This window comes from Myxococcus sp. AM011 (assembly GCF_013372595.1).
In the GTDB taxonomy this organism is placed as follows: domain Bacteria; phylum Myxococcota; class Myxococcia; order Myxococcales; family Myxococcaceae; genus Myxococcus; species Myxococcus eversor.
On sequence record NZ_JABXEM010000054.1, the window covers coordinates 1 to 20,966 of the forward strand.

A 20,966-nucleotide genomic window follows, 5' to 3' on the forward strand; every position below is an offset into this window, starting at 1 on the left:
GCGTGCTGGTGGGCACGAGCGTGGCGGGGATGCTGCTGCTGGGCGTGAGCGGCGCGGTGGCGGCGCTCGGTGACACGCTGTTCCCCTCGGAGACGCTGATGGAGGGGCTGCGCCAGGACGTTTCCGACACGGCGCACGTCTTCATCCGCCGGCGCATCCTTCACCCGGTGCTCGCGGTGTCCATGGGGGCGCTGCTGGTGCTGATGGGACGATGGATGGCGCGGCTGCGGCCCTCGGTGGAGGTGAAGCGCGCGGCGCTCATCATCACCATCCTCTACTCGGTGCAGTTGGTGGCGGGCCTGGTCAACGTGGTGCTGCTGGCGCCGGTGTGGTTGCAGTTGGTGCACCTGCTGCTGGCGGACTTCGTGTGGATGGCGGTGGTGAGCCTGTGCGCGGCGGGGCTCGCGGCCGATGCGCCGAGGGCGGAGCCGGTGGTGGAGACGGTGCCGACGCACGCGTCTCCCGTGTAGCGCGTCAGCGGGACTCCGACTCCGCGCGCAGCCGCAGGCCCTTGGGGACGAGGACGCGACCCAGGGCCTCGAACGCGCCGCTGACGAGCAGGGCGAGCACCGCGGCGGGCACCGCGCCTTCCAGGATGAGGCGCGTGTCGTCCAGGCGGATGCCGGTGAGGATGGGCTGGCCGTAGCCGCCCGCGCCCACGAGCGCGCCGAGCGTGGCGGTGCCCACGTTGATGACGGCGGCCGTCTGGATGCCCGCGAGGATGGAGGGCGAGGCCATGGGCAAATCGATGCGCCACAGCCGCGCGCGTGGAGGCAGGCCCAGCGCGTCCGCGGACTCGCGCACCTCCAGGGGGATGCCGGTGAGTCCCGAGGCCGTGTTCCGGACGATGGGCAGGAGGCTGTAGAGGAACAGCGCGGCGATGGCCGGCCGGAAGCCGATGCCCAGCAGCGGAATCATCATCACGAGCAGCGCCAGCGAGGGGATGGTCTGGATGACGCCGGCGAGGCCAAGCACGCCCTGCCCGAGTCGGGGACTGCGCGAGGCGAGCACGCCCAGCGGCACCGCGAGCGCCAGGGCCCCGAGCAGCGAGACGCCGACGAGGAACAAGTGCTCCCGGGTGCGAAGCCAGACGCGGGAGACAAGGCTGTCGCCGTGCACCACGGTGGAGACGCCCAGGGCTTGCGCGAGGAAGTCGGAGGCCACCTGGGCTTCGGGCACGCGCTCCAGTCGCGCGCGGGCGTTGAGCTTCACCATCTTCTCCTCCGACAGCGTGCCGGAGAGTCGCAGGATGGCCGCGAGGGCCTCCGGGGCGCGTGACTCCAGGTCCGCGCGGTAGAGGAGCACGGCGTCGTAGGCGGGGAAGTGGTGCAGGTCGTCCACGAGGACGCGCAGGCCATAGGCGGCGATTTCAGCATCCGTGGAGTACAGGTCCGTCACCTGGACGGAACCCGCCTCCATGCCGCGATAGGCGAGGTCATGGTCCAGGCCGCGCACGTCGCGCTGGGGGAGACGGTAGCTGTCGCGGAGCGCGGGCCAGCCGTCGCCGCGCTCCATGAACTCGTTGCTGAAGCCGAAGCGCAGCTCGGGATGTTCGCGCAGGTCGGAGATGCTCCGGATGCCCAGGCGCTCGGCCTCGGCCTCCTTCATGCCCAGCGCATAGGTGTTGTTGAAGCCGAGCGGCGCGCTCATGCGCAGCCCCTCTTCGGCCAGGGCGACACGAAGGGCCGCGTCGTCGGGCAGCTTGCGGCCGGAGAGCAGCTCCTGGCGCAGCGTGCCGGTGTACTCGGGATACACGTCCAGCTCGCCTCGGCGCAGCGCTTCCCAGAGCACGGCGGTGCCACCGAGCTCGCGCCGGTGCCGCACGCTCGCCCCGGTGCTCCGCGCGAGCTGCGACACCATCTCTCCGAGGATGACGGACTCGGTGAACTTCTTGGAGCCCACGCGCACGGAGGGCTCGCCCTGGGTCGTGCTCGCGCGCTCGCACGCGGTCAGCGCCAGCGAGAACAGGAGGAGCACCGCGAGGCCCATCGGCGGGCGTGTTCCATGCTTGCTCATGCCGAGGCCCCATTCCCCGGAGCCAGTCGCTGGGCCTGGATGAACCGCGTGACGAACGGGTCGGCGGGACGGGTCTCCAGGTCCACGAGGCTGCCCTGCTGCACCACGCGTCCCTCACGCATGAGCACGATGTCATCTCCGAGGAACCCCGCCTCCGCGAGGTCATGCGTCACCAGCACCACCGTCTTGCGCAGCCGCGCGAAGATGGCGCGCAGGTCCGCTTGCAGTTCGTGCCGCACCAGCGGGTCCAACGCTCCCAGCGGCTCGTCGAGCAACAACACCTCCGGGTCCAACATGAGCGCGCGCATCAGCGCCACCCGCTGCCGCTGTCCTCCAGAGAGCTGCGCCGGATAGCGCGCGAGCGCCTCCGCGGGAAACCGCGTCAGCTCCACCAACACGTCCCTCCGCTCGCGAGTCTTCGCGGGAGACCAGCGCAGGTGCTGCGCCATCAGCGTGACGTTCTCCTCTCCCGTGAGATGCGGAAACAGCCCGCCCCCCTGGAGCGCGTAGCCCACCCGATGACGCAGCGACAGCAGCGCCTTCGCGTCCGTGGGCAGGGGCTTGCCCCCATAGAGCACCTGCCCCGTGTCCGGATGCAGCAGCCCGTTGAGCAATCGCACCAGCGTGGACTTCCCGCAGCCGCTCGGCCCCAACAGCACGGTGGTCCGCCCCGTGGGCAGGGTGAGGTTCAGTGCGTGCAGCGCCTGCGTGGTGCCGAAGCGCTTGGAGACATCCTGCAAGGCATACACGAGGCGGCCCCTTCGCTCGAAGGCAGTGGGTTCAGGGTACGGAGAAGGCACCATTGCAGACCGGGGGGAACGCGGGCTCGGCCGACGCGAGGAAGCTGCACGCAGCGAACAGTGCCCGGTCCCCCCACTGCATCGCCCCAGCCCAGACGACGAGCGGGCCGCGCGCGGACGGCGCGGTGAAGCGCTGACACCGCGCGGGCCGCTCCTCCAGAAGGCACTCGACCTCCTCCACCGGACTTGCGCCCGGCAGCGCGGCTCTCAATTCGGCGACGCTCTGGTCCCTCCAGCGCACCGTCACCTCCTCCCGCGCGGGCCGATACACGCTCCACACCAACGACGCGTCGTCACAGCGGATGCGTCCATCGCGACTGGTGGACAACGACGGCTGGCAGCCTTGAGGCACCGCGAGCGTGCGCCAGGGCAGACGCGGAGGCAGCAGCAACGCCGCCGCGTCCAGCGACTCGCCCTCCGGACTGCCGCGCGACGCGAGGAACTCGAAGAGCTCCAGACAGCGCGTCAACGCGGGCTGCGCGTTGTCCTTCGCGACACAGCCCAGCTCCCGCTGCCGCCCCAGCAGCCCCGCCACGGAGACCAGATAGCCGCCCGCGCGACAGGAGCCCGGTCCCTCCAGGCCCGCGTCCCCCACCTCGCACACGGCGAAGCGGGCCGCCGGCCACGAGCGCCCCGCGAGCGGCAGCGCGCCCTCCGCCACCACCACGCCCTCCCCCAGCCGCTCCACCAGGCGCGCCCGGGCGAGCGTGAGCACTCGCGCGGCGGGCACGTCCTTGCGCTCGACGAGCCACACCGTCGCGTCACCACATTGATAGGTGCGCGAGTTGGTGCTGTCGGGAACGGGCGTGCATCCCTCGAAGAGCGCACGGGCTTCCGGCAGGAAAGGGCCCGCGGGTGTGGCCCCTTCGGGCGCGACGGGCGGGACATGCGGCGCCGACGTCATGCACGCGGCGCACAGCACCGTGAAACCCCAGGCCAGCATCCACTTCCAGGCGTTCGCCATGTGCCGGGATAGGCATCCGTCCGCCGCGACGTCAACCTGGCAGATGCGCCCGCTCCCGGCGTCCCACACACCTGCTGGAACGCCGGCGCGGTGACACGGGTCGCCCCGAGTCACCGCGCCGACGCTTCACGAGAGGCTCCGCGCGCTCAGCGGTGGATGGTCTTCTCGAGCTCCTTCGCCATCTTCTCGTTGCTCGCGATGCCCCGACGCGTCTTGCTCAGGAGCGCGCTGAAGGCGGCGTCGGTCTCGTACTTGTCCATGCCTTCCTTGGCCAGGTCCTGCCCCCGCTTGCCGTCATCGGCGACGCGCGAGAGGAAGTCCTTGTCGAACTCCTTGCCGTTCTTCTCGCGGAGCTTGTCCAGCTCCTTCTCCGCCTCAGTGATGCGCTTGTTCAGGCGCTCGTCCACTCCCTCCATCTTCTTGTCGTAGCCCTCCTGCATGCCGGGGGTGGCACCGGAGCCACCCGTCCCGGGAGGCCCGGACAGGTCGATGGTCGCCACCTCGATGGACTTGCTGTCGGCCCACGCCTTGAGGTCGGACAGGTGCTGCTTGTGGTCCGTCACCAGCTTCTGCGCGAACGTGCGGACCTTCGGGTCCTGCGTCTTCTCCAGCGCCATGTTGCCCAGGGCAATCTGCTTGGCGTCGAACAGGGCCAGCTTGCCGACATACAGCTCCTTCTCGGCCGCCGCCTCACCGATGCGCTTGTCTTCCTTGTGGGCCTTCTTGGCCTCGTCTTCCGCGAGCGCCGTACCCGTCATCGAGCCGAACACCAGCGCCGCCGCCAGGGCCGCCCCACCACCACCACCAAGAATCCTTCGAGCCATGCCGTCCTCCTGGACAGGGAATGCCGGAAGCTGGTTCACCCCCCGTGGCCCGGCAATCGCCGCCCGCTCGCCAGCCCCCGCCGCGAGCAGCACTCTTTCGTGGGGTGCTCGTCAGTCACCGGGACAATGAAAGACATTTTACAGTCGACCCGAAAACTGGAGCATTCCTGTCTCATCCCGTCCCTGAGTACGACGTCGGACACACGGGGACTGTCGACAGAATGTCTCATGGTGGCATTGACTCTCGCTGTTTCATTCAGTTATTCACTCAATCTCCATCTTTCCCGGAGATGACAATGATTGGCAGCGTCGCGAAGAAGAATGGTCGTCTGGCCGTGTTTGCCGGTGCCCTGCTGAGCCTCGCCGCGTGCACGGGCGAGGAGGCGCAGACCCCGGAGGCCCCCGCCGTGGAGCAGACGGCGCTGAACCGTGGCTGTGCGACGATTGAGCCCTCGGTGGAGGAGCGCGCCGCCATCGACGCCTTCCTGGCCGAGCAGAAGACGGCGATGCGCGCGGTGGGCTCGGTGACGGTGCCGACCTACTTCCACGTCATCAACAAGGGCACGGGCATCGCGAACGGCGACATCCCGGACTCGCAGATCACCGCGCAGATGAACGTGCTGAACGCGGCCTATGCCAACACCCCGTTCCGCTTCGTGCTCCAGGGCACGGACCGCACGACGAACGCGAAGTGGTTCGCGCTCAAGGACGGCAGCGCCAACGAGAAGGCGATGAAGAAGGCCCTGCGCAAGGGTGGCCCGGAGAGCCTCAACGTCTACACCGCCAACCTGAGCGGCGGCCTGCTGGGCTGGGCGACGTTCCCCACCAGCTACACCGCGCAGCCCAAGCAGGACGGCGTGGTCATCCTCTTCAGCAGCGTCCCCGGCGGCACCGCCGCGCCCTACAACGAGGGTGACACGGGCACGCACGAGGTCGGCCACTGGCTGGGCCTGTACCACACGTTCCAGGGCGGCTGCACTGGCGCGGGTGACTCGGTCAGCGACACGCCGGCGGAGGCTTCTCCCGCGTACGGCTGCCCCACGGGCCGCAACACCTGCTCGTCCACGGGCAACGACCCCATCACCAACTTCATGGACTACACCGACGACAACTGCATGAACACGTTCACCGCCGGCCAGTCGGCGCGCGCGGACCAGTTGACGGCGACCTACCGCTAGGACGTCTCACGACAGCACGGACTGTTGTCGGCTCGGCGCCGGGGTCTCCCACGAGGAGGTCCCGGCGTCGTTGTTTTCACTCCGTCCCGCAACCATCCGAGGGGTCGCGGGTTGAAGGCCGAGACACCTCGGAGCCTTCTTCATGTCCCGCCTCGGTCTGCTCGGTTTGTTGTGCGTGTGCATCGTCACGGCCTGTGACTCCTCGACTCCGGACTCGCCCGACGCCGAGCCACCCGACTCGGGGACGACGCTCGACGCGGGGAGCGACAGCGGCACGGACGCGGGGAGCATGAGCGACGGCGGCACGGACGCGGGCAGTCCCCAGGATGCCGGAGCGGACGCGGGCGTGATTCCGGATGGCGGCGCCACCGAGAGCCTCTGCTCCACGCTGCCATTCCCCGCGCCCTGTGAAGAGCCGCAGGCGGGCACCCTCGTCATGTCCGTGAGCGACTGGGGCCGGCCCGGGACCTATTCGGTGACGGAGGAGAAGGTGACGAACCCGCACCCCGTCGCGCGCGGGCAGGTGGTCACCTACCGGCCGACGGGACAGGACTCGGTGCCGGTGCTCTTCTTCTCGCATGCGTTCGGAGCCACCGACTCAGACCTGTACGTGGAGATGTTCCGGATGCTGGCGAGCCAGGGCTACGCGGTCGTCTTCGTGCCCTACCCGCTCACGCCGGACACGACGCGGCCCAACGAGGCCCGCTACGACTGTCTGTGGCAGGGCTTCCAGGCGGCGGTGGCCCAGCAGCAGGGCCGCTTCGACCTCACGCGCGTGGGCTTCTTCGGCCACAGCTACGGCGGCGGCGCGACGCCGGAGATGGCGCGGCGGGGCTTCGTGGAGCAGGGCTGGGGAAGCCGCGGGCGGTTCATCTTCTCGATGGCGCCCTGGTACACGTGGGGCCGCGACTACCAGACGCTCCCCACCGACGTCCGGGCCGTCATCCAGGTGTACGCGGATGACGACGTGAATGACCACGCCATCGCCGTGGATATCTGGAACAGGCTGCCCTCGGGGATGGAGCGCGCGTGGCACAACGTGGTGAGCGATGCCTGTGGCTGCGGGCTCAACGCCACCCACACCGTGCCCATGTCTCGCGCGGCGCTCACGGGCAACCCGGAGAACGTCCTCAACGCCCATGACCGCGAGGCGGTGTGGCGTCGAGTGCATGCGCTCGCGGTGTACGCCTTCACGGGTGACACGGCGGCGCGTGCGGTCGCCTACGGGACGGACACGAGCATGGGCCACTGGGTGGCATGTGGAGGCCGCCCCGTGCGACCGCTCGTGCGGAGCAGTGCGGAGCCGCGGCCCTCACCCTGCCATGCGTACAAGTATCCGTGGTCCGCGCGCTGCCAGTACGTGGACCCCGGCGACACCTGCCAGTGAAGGAGGTATCGAGCCCTCCCCAGCCGAAGCCCACGGTGGAGTGATAAGTCAGCACCGTGGCTCACCTGGGAGGGCACGATGTGGCGGTTTCCAGCGATGCACGTGGAGGCGCGATTCACGACCCGAGCGCGGCCGGAAGCCGTGCTCGAGCAGCTCGTCGAGTGGGTGGACCCACGACAGTCGCTGACGCGCCTGGGACGCGATGGGAGGACGGCCCTTCCCTATCTGGGTACGCAGGGAAGCAACAGCATGCGACTTGAACGGAAACAGCAGGGAGACCACTTCCTGTCGTCCCTCTGGATTCAGGCCTCGTCCGAGCTGACGCCCGTGTCGGAACGAGAGTTCCGCGCGGTCACCACGCTGACGCCCGCGGCGTCAGGGGCGCTCGGTCTCGTGCTCGTGAGCGTGCCCGTTCTCGCCATCCTCGGGTTCGTCGTGGCGTTGGTGACTCGTGGGGGCACGATGTTGTTGCTCGTGCTGCTCTCGCCGGCCTTCGCGTCGCTCTGGCGATTTCTCGCGGGCCAATGCGTCACGCGCGAACATGAAACCCTCCAGCGCGCGTGGGAGCACGCGGATGAGGTCTCACAAACCTCGTGAATGTCGAGGCCTGAGCCTCGAGGGACGCCGACCGGGTGCTCGGCGTCCCTCGGCGTCATGGTGCCTCAGGGGCTGCGAGGACAGACGGGCGGCTCGGAGGGGCAGCGCCCATCGCGGTCCTTCGGGTTCGTCTCCGTGCACTCTGCGATGCGCGCGAAGGTGGTGCTCGCCGCGAGGCTGAGGTCGGAGCCATTCCACCCGCGCAGGATGCCGTGGCCCGCGCTGTCCTCGATGCGCGAGTTCGCGATGAAGGGCGCCGTCGGCTCGTCGAACACGAGGATGGACGAGCTGACATCGAACGAGGACGGCAGGTAGTTGCACCCATGGCTGGAGCACTGGCACGCCCCACCCGCGTACCTCACCACCACCGACTCCAGCCGGTTGGCCGCGTTCATCCCGTCGAAGCGGATGCCCGTCCAGTCACCCGCCCTCGGCGTCGTCTCGCTCGAAGTGAAGGTGATGGGCCGAGCGGTCGTCCCGGCGGCGATGAGCGCGCTCGTCTCGTCGTAGATGTCCAGCGTCGTCGCCGGCTCGAAGCGCAGCGTCGCGCCCGCTTCGATGGTGAGCGTCGCCGCCACCCGGTTCCCACCCACCTGGAGCCCGCCCAGGCGATAGGGCACACCCAGGTCCTTCAGCGTGGCATTGGCGCCCAGGAAGTACACCGAGGCCGACGCGATGGCCGGCCCCACGTAGATGGTGTCCTCCAGGTTGCCCGTGTACGTGCCCGACGGCAGCGTCCCCAGGGCATTGGGATTGACGGCGAGCGGCTGCGGCCGGGCCGTGCTGCCCGACCCGCGAATGGTCAGGTCCGAGGAACCCGTCGCGAAGCCCGAGGTGCCATTGATGAGGATGCCGGGCCCCTGCGAGCTCTCGATGGTGACGTGATTGACGAACAGCGGCGTCAGGCCGGGCAGGTCAGCGCCCGCGTTTACTCGCACCGTGGCCAGGGCCGTCGCCGTGTCTCCGCCTCCAGAGAACACCGTCCACTCCAGCCGCGCCGAGCCTCCCGTCCCGATGAGCACCTGGCCCCACGGCCTGCCCGACTCGCGCGACTCGAAGCGCACGGGCTGGCCCTGCTTGCCCTCGACGCGGAGCACGCCGCCGCTGTCCACCTGGAGCGAGGCCCCCGCCGCGATGCGCACCGTCGCGCAGGCCGCCACGGTGACCTGCCCTCGGATGGAGAGGTTGCTGGTGATGACATGCGGACTGCCGGCGGCCCACGTCTCCGAGGTGGAGAGGGTGCCCTGGTGCTCCACGACGGCGCCGGTGACCGCGGGACACCCTTCTTCCGTGTCGGGTCCGTCCTGCGGCGTTTGCGAGTCCTCGGAGCATCCGGACAACAGCGAGGCACTCAAGAGCAACGAAAGCGCGAACCGGCGCGATGCGACGTGCATGTCATCTTCCCCAAAGCAGATTGGAACAACCCCTCTGCTCGCGAACATCGCCGATTCCAGCGGACGTGCCAATGCGCTCGCCTGCCCTGGAGGCCCGTTACATTCGTTTACATTCCGCACATCCTCCCGCGACATCCCGGCGGTGAAGTGCGCAGCATCCAATGGACCCCGAGGTCCTGGCCCTGGGAGGTTCGATGTCGTCCCCACGCCCCATCCGACGTTTCCGCGCGGTTGCCCCGCTCGTCGTCCAAGTCCTGTTGCTGCTCGCCTTCGCGTCGCGGGCCGCGATGCCGCCGAGCCTCGACATGAGGTCCAGCCTTCGAACGACAGACGTGGTGGAGCTCGGACAGCTCCTCGTCGATGTCGGCGTGTGGCAGGTGCGCCGGCTGAATCCCCAGGAATGGGTGAGGCAGCTCATGACGCCTGGGGGCGCCTGCACGACAGGCAGGCTCCTGCTCAACTGGAGGAGGCAACTGGTGGGTGATGCGCTCCCGTGGTTCAACGGCGAGCCCGCCGCGGGCCAGTCCCACTAGACTGGGAGACATGATGGGAACCGCCACACCGTCACCTGGCATCGAGGTGCTCCTCATCGAGGACGACGCGCACCTGGCGCGCCTCACGGCCGAGTACCTGGAGCGCCAGGGCGTGCGCACCTGCGTCGCGCGGGATGGCGAGCTGGGTCTGCTTGAAGCCTCGCGCCGCGCCTTCGACGCCATCCTCATCGACATCATGCTGCCCCGGAAGGATGGGCTCACCGTGTGCCGCGAGCTGCGGGAGCGCTCGGCGGTGCCCATCCTCATGCTCACCGCGCGCGGCGAGGAGGCGGACCGGGTGATGGGCTTGGAGCTGGGCGCGGACGACTATCTGCCCAAGCCCTTCTCCTCACGGGAGTTGCTGGCGCGCATCCAGGCGCTGGTGCGGCGCAGCCGGGGACTGCTGGGGCCCTCGCGCGAGGTGGTGCGTGTGGGCGCGCTCACGCTGAACCGGGGTGACATGCGGGCGTCGCTGGATGGGCAGGTGTTGTCGCTGACGCGACACGAGTTCGCGCTGCTGCTCGGGCTCGCGGAGCGCGCGGGACGGGTGCTGTCGCGCGAGCAGTTGCTGGAGCTGGCGAAGGGCAGCGACCCGGACGGCCCCGTGGACCGCGCCATCGACGTGCATGTGTCCCGGCTGCGCCAGAAGCTGGGGGACGACGCTCGCAATCCCCGGATGCTCAAGACGGTACGAGGCGTGGGGTATGTGCTGGAGCGAGGCGACGAGTCATGAAGCTCAGTGAGCGGCTCCGCCCCCGTCGGATGTTCTGGCGCATCTATCTGTATGGCCTGTTGATGCTGGGGGGCGCCGTCTTGTCCTTCTCCCTCATCACCAAACTCCTGCAGCTCCATGGCAACCAACCCAACAACAACCACTTCACGGAGCTGGTGGACCTGGCCAACTCGGACTCCCCGGACCTCGGGCGAATGATTGAGTCCCTCAACGCGAAGAAGAACGTCCAGGCCACCCTGTATGACCTTCAGGGCAACGTGAAGCTGACTTCGGCGCACCCCCCGCTGAGACCGCTCAACGAAGCGGAGTGGCAACAAGTTCGCAGGGCCAATAACTGGTTCGAGAGGGACGAACTCAACTTCTGGGCCGCCCCCACGTGGCGCGGCGACGTCGTGACAGGCGTGCTGATCTACCGGACCGTCACCCATCGTTGGGTCTACGTGGCGCTGAGTGTCAGTCTGGCCGCCGTGCTCTTCTTCCTGGCGGGAATCTCCGTGCCCCTGGCGCGCGCGATTGTCTCCCCGCTGGAGCAACTGACCACCGCGGTGGGAGAGTTTGGCCGAGGGAACCTGTCCGCGCGCGTGCGGCTGAAGGGCCGGAACGAAGTGGCGGTGCTGGGGAACACCTTCGACACGATGGCCGCACAGACGGAGTCGCTCATCCGAGGCCAGAAGGAGTTGCTGGCCAACGTGTCGCACGAGCTGCGCACGCCCCTGGCGCGGCTGGGCGTGACGCTGGACCTGGTGGAGGACGGACAACCAGAAGAGCTGGCGATGCGATTGCCGGAGCTGCGGCGGGACATCGGGGAACTTCAGCAGCTCGTGGATGGTGTGTTGCAGATGGCCCGGCTCGACCTGGAGGCGAATCAGGCGGGACAGCCGGGTCCTCGCATCCAACGGGCGACGCTGCGGCTGACGGAGTTCCTGAAGGACGCCGCCGAGCGCTTCCAGAAGAGCGCGCCCGAGTGCCCTCTCCAATTGGAGCTGGCCGAGCAACTGCCGCCGTTGGAGGCCGACCCGGTGCTGGTGCGGCGGGCGCTGCACAACCTGCTCGACAACGCGCGCAAGTACTCGGAGCCCGGCAGTCCGGTGACGCTGCGGGCCCAGGTGGAAGCCGACGCGGTGCACCTGGAAGTGGAGGACCGGGGCATCGGCATCAGCGACGAGGACCTGCCGAAGCTCACCACGCCGTTCTTCCGCACCGACCGCAGCCGAGCGAGGGAGACGGGAGGCACCGGCCTCGGGTTGACGCTCGTGCGCCGCATCGTCGAGGCCCACGGAGGCACGTTGTCCCTCCAAGGGGTCACCGAGGGAGGAACCCGCGCCCGGCTCGTGCTTCCCCTCGCGAAGCCCTAATCCACGTCCCGAGGCTCGGGGCGGCTCTGTCCGTAGGCGTTCTCGAGAATCGCGTCACTGCGGAGTCCACTCGACTTCGCCGCCTCGACGTCCAGACCCTCGCCGTGCCCGCGCCCGCGTCCCTCGAACACCAGCGCGTCCCCGTTGAACGACGCCGTGCGGGGACATGACGGCAGCTTCAAGCCCGAGCGCAGCAACTCACATGGCAGTGAGCGCCCGCTCTCGAAGGTCGACGCGCCCTCCTTCTCCGTGAGCAGGTATTGGACGCGTCCCGCCTCGAAGCGCAGCGACACCAGGCCCTTGCCCAGCAGCCGCTCCACGTCCACTCGCGGCCGCTCCTGAGTCCAGGGCTCTTGTCCCCCCTGGGAGAACAACAACCACTCCCGCCACTTGAGCGCCGGAAGTCTCAGCGCCTTCGCATCGTCTCGCGGCACCCGCACCGTGCCTCGAAAGGCCTGACAGTGTGTCGTGTCGCAGACGGCCCGGCCCGGGTGACGGCTGTGCTGCTCGTTGTGCGCCACCACCCGCGCCAACGCCAGCCGCGCTTCGCCCTTCAACGTCACGTCCTCCGCCGACACCACGCCCGCCGTGTACTGCAACCGCGTCGTGCGGAACACGAAGTCCGAGCCTCGCCGCGCCTTCAATGCGCTGGGCGACGTGGGCACTCCCGCGGGTGGCCGGTACGCGGGCGGTGGCGACCACGTGAAGACTCCCGCGTAGTCCCGTCCCTCCTCCGGCCCCTTCGGAAAGCGCACCCGCCACGGCGCACCCAGGCACACCGCCGCCCCTCGCGCCGTCAATCCCTCCAGCCGGGCCCACTCCACCGGCGCCACCTTCGGCAGCCCGTTGTCCACCGTGAAGCCCGCACCCGCGCAACGCGCTTCCACCTCGCGCGCGGGCACCAACCCCAACACCTGCACCCGCGCCGCCTCCACCCCCGCCTGCTTGCGCGCCTTCGCCAGCGCCGCCGGAATCTCCTCCGCGAACTGGCGCGGCATCTTCCCCGGCCGCACCGCCACCACCACCAGGTCCCCGTCCACCGCCGCAATCCAGCCGTACTGCGGACGGCTCGCCGCGTCGCGCACCGTGCCCGTCTTCGTCGCCACGCCCACCAGCGCCTTCGACGCGGGCAGCTCCGCCAGCGTCCCTCGCGCCGCGTTGTCCGCCAGCAGCCCCACCACGTCCGGCCGAGCCTCCGCCAACAACCGATAGGCCTGCGCCATCCCCCACGGACTCAGCGCCAACGTGGAGCGCAGGCCGACCACGTCCGCCATGTCCACCGGCGTCCCCGTCAGACCCAGCACCGACAGCACCGGCTCCCACGCACCAAACCCCTTCGGCGCCGAGCCCTGCGTCTCCCAGTCCAGGAAGTACCCGTTGCACGAGCGCAGCAGCGCCGTGCGCGCGTCCACCTTCGCCGGCAGCCCCGGGCCACACGCCCACTCCTGCACGTCCACGCGCGGCGCCAACACTGGATGCCCGCTACCCGCCGCGTAGACGAAGGGCTTCAGCACGGAGCCATAAGGCAGCGCGCGCCGCACCTCGCCCTCCGACAACAGCACCTCGCCCGAGTGACGACTCACCACCACCGTGGCCGGCCCCGCCGCGCGCACCTGCACGTCCGCCAGCTCGTCGATGGACAGCGGCACCACCCACCGCGCCCCATCGTGACACTGGCGCAGCCGCCGCGACAGCGCCTTGGGAAACCCCACCGTCTCGCTCAACAGCCGCGCCAGCGCCCGCCGCGCCCGCGACGAGTCCACCGCTGGCGCCGCCGCCAGCTCCGAGGCCGCGCGCGACAGGGATTGATACGGGCCCTCGCGCCACGCGGGCAGCTCGCCGCTCAGCGCCACCGCGAAGGCTTCGTGAAAGAGCCGGTCCTCGCTCGACTGCGGACAAGCCCACCACAGGAGCTGATGGGCCAGCTCGTGCCGCAACGCCACGCGCAACCGCTCGTCCAACACGCCCGGCGTGTTCTGCCGCAGCTCCACGAGTCCCGGCCGGCCCTGCGCGTTGCGCTCGGGCGACAGGGCCACGCCGCGCTGGAGGATGATGGAGGCAGGGGCCTTCACCGGCGCCCCACCCGCCTCCGCCGCGTACACCGATTCCAACGCCGCCCAGCCGGCCTCCGCCTCGCGACGAAGGTCCGACTCGGGCGTCACGTCACCTCGCGTGACGAAGGTGGGGGTGGCCGTCAGCAACACGGCCACCACGGAGGCCCACCCCATCGACTACAGGTCTCCCGTGCCCTTCTTCGACGGAACCACCTTCAGCGAGTCCGCGGCCGTGCGGCCGTGGATGCTCGCGGCGTACATGTCCTCGATGCTCGCGGGAGGCGCGGAGAACGTGCCGGGGAACTGCGCGCGCAGCACGTAGCCCACCGTGCGCGGGCTGTCGCTCCACCACGCCGGCTCCTCGAAGAAGAACGTCGCGCGCTCCGGGCTCAACACCCGGCGCTTCAGCGCCTCCGGCACCAACGGCAGCGAGTGCGGAGGACCGCGGAACGCCTTGTCCTCCTGGAGCGCCACGAAGCCCGCGGGCACCGCGTCCTCCACCACGTAGTACGCCGAACGCACCTTGTTGCTCCCGCGCGCGTCCATCGTCAGCTCCACGTAGACCTCTTCGCCCTGCGACACCGTGTCCCCCGCGCCGAGCTTCACCTTCCCGCCCTCGCGCAGCGCGTAGTACGCACGCGAGAGCGACATGCCCTCTGCCTGCGCGCGCACCGCGGACAGCGGCGTGAGCGCGGTGGCCTGAAGCGTCGCCACGCCGTCGAAGCCACCCACGTCCACCGTGCGAGTCCCCGGCTCCAGCGTCGCGACGAGGCCCATGCCGCGCGGAGAGAACTTCACCGCGCCCTGGGTGCCCTTCACCTCCGGCGGAGTCATGCCCTTGAACGCCTTCGCGTCGCGCTCCAACAGCCACAGCGAGTGCAACAGCGCGGTGCTCCGGTCGAACGTGGACAGGTCCGGCTCGGACAGCATCTCCAGGATGCGCTTGCGAGCGCGGGTGACATCCAGCGTGCCGAACGACGCCGCGTGCGCGGCAATCGCCGTCATGCCCACGCGCCGCAGCGGGAAGCGGAAGAACGCCTCCGACAGCTCCAGCTCCTGGCCCGGCTTGTACGCGGCCAGCGTCGTGAACCCCTCCGAGCTGCGCTTCACCAGCGCGTTGATGCGCGCCTGGAGCTCCGGCTCCTTGATGACGCCCGCCTTCTCCGCCGCGAGCACCGCCAGCGCCAACGAGTACAGCTCACCGGACTCGGAGGCCTCCACCAGCGCACGCACGCGCGCCGCCTGCTTCGGCCCCTCCAGCCGCGCCAGCACATAGGCCCGCGTGGCCTCGTACTCGGGCGGCAGCCCCTCCTGCGCCTCCAACCAGCGCGCGCTCTCGACCAGACGCGGGTCCGCGCGGTCCACCAGGCCCGCCTCGGCCGCGTACGCCAGGCCGTCCAGCGCGATGAGGGTGAGCGGCAGGCTCGGCGTGCTGTAGCCACCGAACCAGGTGAAGCCGCCGCCCTTCACCGACAGGTTGAGGATGCGCGCGGTGCCCTGCACGGAGCGGCTGCGAGCCTCCGCCAGCAGCGCCTGCGTGTCCGTGTCCAGCTTCGCCAGCGCGCCCGCCTTCTGGAGCACCTGGTACACCGCCACGTTGGGCACCGTCGTCGACACGAGCTGCTCCAGGCACCCGTACGGGTACGTGAGCAGTTCGCGCACGTTGGACAGCGCCGCGTCGACGATGGACGGCTGGAGCACCAGCTCCACGCGCGTCAGCGTCGCCTCCTTCGCCGCCGGCACCTCCAGCGCGCCACCACCCCAGGCGCTCACCTTGACGACGTCCTCCACCGCCGCCGACTCCACCTGGAACAGCTTGCGGTCCTTCAGCGGGTCCTTGCCACCCGACACGTCCACCATGAGCTGCGCATCACCCGTCGAGGCGGCGCGCAGCGTCAGCGGCACCACCTGCTCGCCGCCCTTCGCCAGCTCCACCTTGTGCTGCGACTGGTCCGCCTTCAGCGCGCCCAGCGACGCGAGCTTCACCTGGAGCAACTGGCTCCCCGGCGACTTCTCCCCCGCGGACAGCCGGATGGACGCCAGCGCCTCGTCACCCTCGCGCAGGAACTGCGGCAGCGCCGCATACAGGTTGAGGCCGCCGCGCGAGGCGAACTCGGACGTGCTCTCGCCGAAACGGCCGGACGTGTCCGCCGCCACCGCCGTCACCACCCACAGCGTCTGGTTGGACGGCAGCGTGAAGCGCACCGTGGCGCGGCCGTCACGGTCCGTCACCACCGTCGGGTCCCAGTGCGCCGTGTCCTTCTCCAAATCCTTCGCCTGACGGCTGGGCGGCTTGATGGACGCGAAGGCGTGGTCCGGCAGCCCCGCCATCTTCCGCGCCAGCGCCTCGCCGTACCCGTACCCCTGGAACTCCGAGGAGTAGAAGTTGGACACGTTGTTGCGCGCCGGCGGGTAGAAGAAGTCGAGCACCTTGGGACGGAACTCGGACTGGATGGCGTAGACGGCCTTGTCCACCACGCCCAGCGACAACTGCGCGACGACGCCCTTGCCCTCGTGGTCCACGACGCGCACGTCGATGGTCTGCTCGGTCAGCGGCGTGGCCTCGGCGCGACGCGGCTGCAACTCCACGGTGAGCGTGCGCTCGCGCGGAATCACGCGGAACGCCACCGTGCGCTCCTCCCAGCGGCCCGTCGACGTGGGGTACGCCACGGACGCATACACCGCGCCGCCGAAGCGCTTCTCCACGCTGAAGCTGTGCACCAGCGTGCGGCCCGTCAGCTCCACCACCTGCGTGTCATAGAGGCTGGCGCCCGCCAGCGTCACCCACACCGGGCCCGCGTCTCGGCCACCCGCGCCCCAACCGTCCGGCAGGAGCGCCACCAGCCGCGCCGAGTCCCCGGGCTCCAGCGTGCCCGACAGCGACGCCAGCGTGAGGTTGGGCACCTGCGCCACGGCCTCGTCCGCCGAGCCGATGACGAGCAGCGACTCCTCGCCCTGCCACGTCTCGCCGCGCTTGTCCTTCACGACGACGCGCGCCAGCACCGCGCCCACGTCCGACGTGGGCACCTTCTCGCGGTGCGTCCCGTCCGCCGCCGTGGTGAACGAGCGCTTGCCCAGGCTCTTCTCCGCGCCGTCCGCCTTGCGCAGCACGAACTCCACCTCGCCCTGCGTGACGCCATACGCCTTGCCCGACAGCGTCGTCGCGCGCACCGACAGCTGCGCTTCGCCACCCTTGGCCACCACCGCGTCCGAGTAGCGCGCCGTGCCCAGCACCTCCACCTTCGACAGGAAGAACGACGTCGTCGAGTTGGCGAACGTCTCCTGGTCATCCCGCGCGCGCACGGTGAGCGAGTAGCGATACGGCAGCCGCTCCTCCCCCGCCTTCAGCTCCGGCACCGCGACTTCAATCGCCGCCTCGCCGCTCGCATCGAAGCCGGTCGCGCTGGCCCACGGGTCCTCGCTCGCACCGCGCTCCGCCACGGAGGAGTACAGCCGCTCGGGCACGCTCAGCTTGCCCTCGTTGCTGGACTGCGAGCCGTACGTCACGTCGCTGCCCTGGCCACCCTTGCCGGAGTCATCCACCCACGCGGGTGCGTCCAGCAGGCTGCGGTACAGGAACACCTCGTACTTCGCACCGGCGGGCACGCCACCCGCGTAGCGACGCGCGCGCACCTTCACGCGCAGCGCCTGGCCGGGCACGACCGTCTCCGACTCGGGCTCCGCCTCCAGGTAGAAGGTCGGCTTCACGTAGTCCTGCACGCGCGCCTCGCCCTGGTGCGGCTGGCCGTCCAGCTCCGCCTCCACGCGCAGCACGCCCGTGCCCAAGTCGTCGGGCACCTTGAGCGTGCCGTGGAAGGCGCCGAACTCGTCCACGGACACGCGCGTGGTGAGCGCACGGCCCTCCTGCGAGACGAGCTTCACATTCACGTCCTTCTTCTTCGGCGTGAACAGCCGCGCGAGGAAGGTGTCCGGCTGGCGCAGCACGCCGCGGAACCTCACCTCGTGGCCCGGCTTGTAGATGGGCCGGTCGCTGTAGATGAACACGTCCGGCGCCACCGCCAGCGTGGAGTAGAAGTCCGTGTCGACAATCGCCGTGTCGCCGCCCACCGACGCGGTGGCGATGATGCGCGGCTCCGTCACGTCCAGCCGCACCTCGCCCTTGGCGTCCGTCTTCCCCGTCGGGCCCTTGCCCTTGGGCAGGTACACCTGCACCTGCGCGCCCACCGCCGGCTTCTGGTCCTTGCCGGCCACGCGCACCAACACCTCACCATCCGTCTGCTTGAGCTGCACCGTCAAATCACTGACGACGAGCACCACCTGGCCCTCGACGAGCCCCTGCACGAGCTGGAGGACGTAGGTGCCGGCCGGCAGCGGCGCCAACAGCACTCGACGCTCCTGGAAACCGTAGCCACCGCTCGCGTTGAAGCCGGGCACGCTGAAGTCACGCTCCGCGCCGCCCAGGTCCAGGTTGAGCCACTGGCTGCGCGCCACGGTGAAGCCCGGGGGCACGCCGACGAGCTTCTTGGGCCCCTCCGCCACCTTGGCCAACGGCTCGTAGGTGAAAGGCACGTCCGGCGCGGGCGGCAGGACGCTCAGCGCGTCCTGGCGGAAGTTCTGGTCGAGCGCGTCGAGCAGCCACCGGCCCGGCAGGGCCATCGCGTTGACACCGCGGCTGAGCGCGCGGCCCGGGTTGTTCATCGTCGGAGGCGTCTGGTACGCGCGCCGCAAGTCGCCCTGCGCGCGGATGAACGCATCCACGTTGTCGGGCTTGAGGACGCGAAGCTCCACCGGCCCCTTGTCCTCGAAGGCCACGTCCACCGCCACCGGCTCGCCGCTGCCATAGGAGCGCGGCACGGTGATGTAGAGCGGCTTGGCCATCGCCACGCCGGACAGCGCCACCGCCGTCAGTACCGCGAGTCGAGCAATCATCCTCATGACCCGAAACCTCCAGGAACCAGCGAATCGCCTTGCACGGTGCCGCGCAGGCCCAGGTACGGCAGCGACTCCAGGTCGCGCCGCGCCGCTTCGATTTCAGGGGGCGCCGACTTCGGAATCGGCGCGTTGCGCCCCACTCGGGACTCGGACAGGAAGCCGTCCATGGTGAGGCCGCTGAGCAGCCGTCCCAGATTCACCCCGAAGGCCAACGAGGTGGGCTCGCGAAGCCCCGCCACCACGGGCCCTGGCGCGGCGAGCATGTTCGGCTTGCCGCCCGAGCACGACATGCGCAGCGCCTTCAGCTCCTCACTGCTCGACGCCAGCACCACGTGATTGCACACCGTCTCCTTGATCAGCGTGCTGCTGCCTCCGGAGAAGAAGCCCTCCAGCGCGGGCCCGTCCTCGGGCCGGCCCCACAGCACCGCCACCTCCTGGAACAGCGCTGAGTCCCCGCGCGGCGTCCACACCACCGCCACCTGCCGCGTGCGCGTCGCGCCCGCGCCGCCTGACTTCCAGAAGGCCTTGAGCGACTCGGCCGTCAGCGTCTCCGGCAGCTTGAGCTGCATGGCCAGCAGCACCGGCGTCTCCTCCGGCACCAGCTTCAGCAAGTCGTCGGACAGCGGCGCCTTGTCCAGGCGCGCGGTGCCCTCCATCAGCTCGCCAGCGATGCCCCGCCCCACCAAACGGTCCCCCTCCACGCCGAACTGGAGGCGCGTGTCCGGCGACAGTCCCAGCACGTGCGTGAACAACTGCGCGTCGCGGCCGAACGCCTCGGGCTGGAAACCCAGCTCCACGTCCACGTTGTCCTCGCCGCGCAGCTCCGGCACCTCCGCGCACAGGCCCTGGAGCACCGCGATGGGGTGCCGCGCCACGACGAGCCGGTCCGGCGTCCTGCCCGCCCACAGCGTCTGCTCCGCCACCAGCCAGCGCTTCAACTCCAGCCCCTCGGCGACGGCGGTGGGCGTGCCACCCGGGCACGTCTTCGCCGTGAGCGTGCCTCGGCTCGCCACCGCGTCCAACGCGTTGTAGGCCGCCGTCGCGGACGCCGTCGCCTTGGGCAGGATGAACGCGGGCGTGCTCGCGCGCGCGACACCGGCGAACCACGCCACGCGGAACGGCGTGTTGGCCGCGCGGCCCACCAGCAGGTCCAGCACCGCGCCCTTGAAGTCGGCCTTCAGGTCCTCTCCGGTGGAGCCGAAGAATCCGGCCCAGCCTCCAACGAAGCCCTGCCCCAGCGGCTGCGAAAGCTGCGCGCGAAGCCACGCATTGCGCGACAGCGCCTCACGCACCTTGGGCGGATGGAGCACGTCCAGCCACACCGCCATGGGCGCGCTCGCACCGGGCACCTCCAGCTCCGTGCTGGTGGGCTCGGGCAGCCCTTCCACCTGCGCGGGGGGAGCGGAGGTGCCGCTCGCGCCGCTGCTGATGAGCGGAGGCGAACTGCTGCCGTCGCCACCACCCAACGAGGGCCCGCTGGTGCGACGGCCGAGGACGAAGGCCCCCGCCACCGCGGCGCCGACAAAGACAGTGCCCAGTCCAATCAACAGGCCCTTGGGAGGACCGCCCCGCTTGGGCGGTGGGCTCACCGGTGACGGCGTGCCCGGAGGAGGGCTCGACGGAGATGTCATGGCATCCACTCCTTGAAACGGAAGAAGCCGAGGAAGGCGCCGTTGCCAGGCACCGGACGCCACTCACGTGGCGCCTCGTCGGCGAGGTTGTGGAGGAGCCCGGTGCGCACCGCGGCGCCCTTCTCCCCCGGGTGGTAGACGACGCGCGCCGGTGCATGGGCCCGGTCCTCCGGGCGCACCACCAGCATGAGATGGAAGTGGGGGCCCGAGTCCTGCTCCTGACGGAACGCGAGCACGTCGCCGGTGCGCACCGCGTCGCGCGTGGCCTCGTCACGGCCCAGGAACACCAGGCTGTGGTGCAGCAACGTCTCCGCGTCCGCGAAGTCAGACGGCTTGCCGCGCGCGTCCTGCCACAGCGGCGTGGCGAGGCGCTCGGGAGCGACGTGCTTGTAGGCCGTGCGGAAGGCGAAGCGGATGAGGCCCGCGCAGTCGCGCTGGTCCGGATGCCAGGCGGCGTCCTGCTGCTTCAACTGCGCGAGCGCGACCTGCGCCACCTGCCGACGCAGCAGCACCTCGCGCGACTCGGGAGCTGGCGCGGCGGGCGCGGTGGCCTCCAGCAACAGCAGCAGGGACAGGGCGAGCATGGCGTGGTGGACCGGAGCGCGTC

General features: G+C 70.1%; 16 protein-coding genes. 7 read left to right on the forward strand and 9 right to left on the reverse strand.

Going from position 1 to position 20,966, the window contains the following annotated elements:
* Positions 1 to 470: COX15/CtaA family protein (locus tag HUW62_RS13905; RefSeq protein WP_176434724.1), on the forward strand; the 470-nt coding region annotated here is incomplete at its 5' end.
* 4 nt (positions 471 to 474) lie between these two features.
* Here the strand turns inward: HUW62_RS13905 and HUW62_RS13910 are convergent.
* The 4 genes from HUW62_RS13910 to HUW62_RS13925 form a co-directional block, all read right to left on the reverse strand.
* Complete coding sequence (locus tag HUW62_RS13910) at positions 475 to 2,016, reverse strand: glycine betaine ABC transporter substrate-binding protein (protein ID WP_255203415.1); 1,542 nt, start codon at positions 2,014 to 2,016, stop codon at positions 475 to 477.
* Positions 2,013 to 2,765 carry an ATP-binding cassette domain-containing protein gene (locus HUW62_RS13915; protein ID WP_163863523.1) on the reverse strand — a complete coding sequence of 251 codons (753 nt, stop codon included), beginning with the start codon at positions 2,763 to 2,765 and terminating at the stop codon, positions 2,013 to 2,015. The genes HUW62_RS13910 and HUW62_RS13915 overlap by 4 nt, the downstream gene beginning before the upstream one ends.
* Positions 2,766 to 2,796: 31 nt before the next feature.
* Entirely contained in the window at positions 2,797 to 3,780 is a 984-nt protein-coding gene (locus HUW62_RS13920) for a hypothetical protein (RefSeq protein ID WP_163863524.1), read from the reverse strand.
* Positions 3,781 to 3,926: 146 nt separating this feature from the next.
* On the reverse strand, positions 3,927 to 4,604 hold the full coding sequence (locus HUW62_RS13925; RefSeq protein WP_163863525.1) for a DUF4142 domain-containing protein: 678 nt from the start codon (positions 4,602 to 4,604) through the stop codon (positions 3,927 to 3,929).
* A 296-nt stretch (positions 4,605 to 4,900) separates the two neighbouring features.
* Between HUW62_RS13925 and HUW62_RS13930 the strand changes: the two genes are divergently transcribed.
* The 3 genes from HUW62_RS13930 (at position 4,901) to HUW62_RS13940 (ending at position 7,766) form a co-directional block, all read left to right on the forward strand.
* Positions 4,901 to 5,782, forward strand: a complete 882-nt coding sequence (locus HUW62_RS13930; protein WP_176434725.1) for a zinc metalloprotease — start codon at positions 4,901 to 4,903, stop codon at positions 5,780 to 5,782.
* A 142-nt stretch (positions 5,783 to 5,924) separates the two neighbouring features.
* Positions 5,925 to 7,169, forward strand: coding sequence for a S9 family peptidase (locus HUW62_RS13935; protein ID WP_176434726.1), 1,245 nt, complete (start codon positions 5,925 to 5,927; stop codon positions 7,167 to 7,169).
* 78 nt (positions 7,170 to 7,247) lie between these two features.
* Positions 7,248 to 7,766 (forward strand): hypothetical protein, encoded by a 519-nt coding sequence (locus tag HUW62_RS13940; protein ID WP_176434727.1) that lies wholly within the window; start codon positions 7,248 to 7,250, stop codon positions 7,764 to 7,766.
* A 65-nt stretch (positions 7,767 to 7,831) separates the two neighbouring features.
* Here HUW62_RS13940 and HUW62_RS13945 read toward each other — a convergent pair whose 3' ends face one another.
* Positions 7,832 to 9,160, reverse strand: a complete 1,329-nt coding sequence (locus tag HUW62_RS13945) for a hypothetical protein (RefSeq protein ID WP_176434728.1) — start codon at positions 9,158 to 9,160, stop codon at positions 7,832 to 7,834.
* A gap of 194 nt (positions 9,161 to 9,354) precedes the next feature.
* Here HUW62_RS13945 and HUW62_RS13950 point away from each other — a divergent pair, with 194 nt between their 5' ends.
* The 3 genes from HUW62_RS13950 to HUW62_RS13960 are packed head-to-tail and all read left to right on the forward strand — an operon-like array spanning position 9,355 to position 11,781.
* Complete coding sequence (locus tag HUW62_RS13950) at positions 9,355 to 9,693, forward strand: hypothetical protein (RefSeq protein ID WP_176434729.1); 339 nt, start codon at positions 9,355 to 9,357, stop codon at positions 9,691 to 9,693.
* 13 nt (positions 9,694 to 9,706) lie between these two features.
* Entirely contained in the window at positions 9,707 to 10,426 is a 720-nt protein-coding gene (locus tag HUW62_RS13955; protein ID WP_163863844.1) for a response regulator transcription factor, read from the forward strand.
* Positions 10,423 to 11,781, forward strand: coding sequence for a cell wall metabolism sensor histidine kinase WalK (locus HUW62_RS13960; protein WP_163863531.1), 1,359 nt, complete (start codon positions 10,423 to 10,425; stop codon positions 11,779 to 11,781). The genes HUW62_RS13955 and HUW62_RS13960 overlap by 4 nt, the downstream gene beginning before the upstream one ends.
* Here the strand turns inward: HUW62_RS13960 and HUW62_RS13965 are convergent.
* From HUW62_RS13965 to HUW62_RS13980, 4 genes are read right to left on the reverse strand one after another with little or no spacing between them, the layout of a single operon-like run.
* Positions 11,778 to 14,009 carry a SpoIID/LytB domain-containing protein gene (locus HUW62_RS13965; protein ID WP_176434730.1) on the reverse strand — a complete coding sequence of 744 codons (2,232 nt, stop codon included), beginning with the start codon at positions 14,007 to 14,009 and terminating at the stop codon, positions 11,778 to 11,780. The two genes, HUW62_RS13960 and HUW62_RS13965, sit on opposite strands and share 4 nt — an antisense overlap.
* 3 nt (positions 14,010 to 14,012) lie before the next feature.
* The gene (locus HUW62_RS13970) at positions 14,013 to 18,731 is read right to left on the reverse strand and encodes an alpha-2-macroglobulin (protein WP_176434731.1); all 4,719 of its coding nucleotides are present in this window, start codon (positions 18,729 to 18,731) and stop codon (positions 14,013 to 14,015) included.
* The gene (locus tag HUW62_RS13975) at positions 18,728 to 20,359 is read right to left on the reverse strand and encodes a hypothetical protein (RefSeq protein WP_217911309.1); all 1,632 of its coding nucleotides are present in this window, start codon (positions 20,357 to 20,359) and stop codon (positions 18,728 to 18,730) included. Before HUW62_RS13975 ends, HUW62_RS13970 begins: the two co-directional genes overlap by 4 nt.
* Positions 20,356 to 20,943, reverse strand: coding sequence for a DUF1175 family protein (locus HUW62_RS13980; protein WP_176434733.1), 588 nt, complete (start codon positions 20,941 to 20,943; stop codon positions 20,356 to 20,358). Before HUW62_RS13980 ends, HUW62_RS13975 begins: the two co-directional genes overlap by 4 nt.
* Positions 20,944 to 20,966: the final 23 nt, after the last annotated feature.